The 1,815-nt window shown below is 28.3% G+C and carries 1 protein-coding gene; it reads left to right on the top strand.

The window, feature by feature from the left end; genetic code table 11:
- The coding region (locus L8U00_RS07750; protein ID WP_263709107.1) for an autotransporter outer membrane beta-barrel domain-containing protein at positions 1-1,537 on the top strand (1,537 nt) is incomplete at its 5' end.
- Positions 1,538-1,815: the final 278 nt, after the last annotated feature.

Genomic DNA, 1,815 nt, shown 5'->3' with positions numbered 1-1,815 from the left:
TATCAATATTGAAAACACTGGTACTATCTATGGAGGTATTACTAATAGTGGTACTTTAACCTTAAGCAATGGTCAAGTAAGCTCAGAAGCTGGAAATGCTAAGTGGGATGGTGGTACTATCACCAAATCAAGTGATGGTTATCATATTAAAAACAATGGCGGTAAAATCAGTATAGATGGTTGGTACTTTGATGAACTTGACTATACTCAAAGTAATGAACAAAGATTAGAAAATTCTATCATTATAGGTGGAGATAATCTTGGTGGTATTAGTGCAGATAAAATCTATGTTAATACAGAAAAACTAAAACTCCAAACAGTTTATGAAGGTAATACTTTCTTTGCAGATAAAGATGGTAATATAGCAGGTGATAAAACCAATAATGGTGCAGGTGTAAATGGTTATAATATCCATAGCTTATCAGGTATTTATGACTTTATAGGTTTGGGTAATGGTAAGTATGTAGCTAATGTTAACTTAGCTGAATTAAGTGGTAAAACATTAGCTAAATCTATGGTGTATTCTTCTAGATTAAGAAATATTAATATCTCTAATATGTTAAGAGATGTTACTGCTCAAAACTTCCAAACAGAATTCTCTCAAGTATTAGATATGGAATTGTCTAAAAAAGGAGAAGCTTATGGAAATGATGCTGATTTATTAGCTGAATTAGAAGATATATTTATTCCTAATAAAAATCCAAAAGCAAGTAATCATTCTTTCTTACTTCCTTATTATAATCACTCTTCTATTAAGATAGGAAAGAGTGTAGGACAATTAAGTGTTGATACTGCAGGTTTAATGGGAGGATCTTTTAAAGAATTACCAAAAGATTATGGTATTATAGGTTTTTATCTAGGTTATGAAGATTCTTCTAAAGAACAAGCTACTCAAAGACTTAAATTTGATGATAAAACTTATTATGGTGGTTTAACTTATTATGGAGTAATAGCAAGAAATGGTATAGATCAATACTATATTAGTGCTAATACTAAATTAGACTATACTAAAACAGATATAGAAAAAACTTATAAAAATATTCCATCTAGTATAAAAAGTGATGCTAAGGTATATGGTTATGGTGCTGAAGTAAAATTAGGTGCTAATTATTATAATACTTTAGATATAGCTAGAATATCTCCAGAAATAGGTTTAAGCTATTATGGTATGAGTAATAAAAACTTTGCTCTAAGACATATAGATGGATTAAAAGAGCATTATATGGCAGAACAATTTAATTTCTTTGATGCAATAGCAGCTGTGAAATTATATAAGCCTTTAAGTGATAAATTAAGAACTAATATTACTATAGGTAGTGTAGTAAATTTATACAATGATGCAAAAGGAAGTTTAAAACTAGGTCCAAATGAAATTAGTACAGATATAGATACTTCTAAGTATTATGGATTTGGACAATTAGGTCTTTCTTATGCTATAGCTGATAATGCTGATTTATCATTAAATTATGCAGGTGCATTTACATTTGATAATACCACTTCACATACTATGTTTTTAAAACTAGGTTTATGGTGGTAAGATTATTCTCACACTAACTATTTATTAGTTAGTGTGAATAAACAATTTAACTGCCCAGAGTTTGCTTAAAACAACAAAATAAAGTTAAAGAAAAAATATCAATATAATTATTAGTTTATAGCTTATTAGATTGATGATGATAAATCTTTTTTATAGTTGCAAGATAATATTAAAACTCCTTATTAAGTAAACTCTAAAGACATTAAGCTTAAAGCTTTAGTTTATTGCTTTAATGCTTTTAAGCTTAATGTGTGTTAAGCAAGCTCTGGGGAGGGAAA

Origin of the sequence: Campylobacter sp. IFREMER_LSEM_CL2256 (assembly GCF_025771645.1) — a bacterium.
In the GTDB taxonomy this organism is placed as follows: domain Bacteria; phylum Campylobacterota; class Campylobacteria; order Campylobacterales; family Campylobacteraceae; genus Campylobacter_D.
Note: the sequence above shows the minus strand (reverse complement) of the source record. Positions and strands in the feature narration are given on the sequence as shown.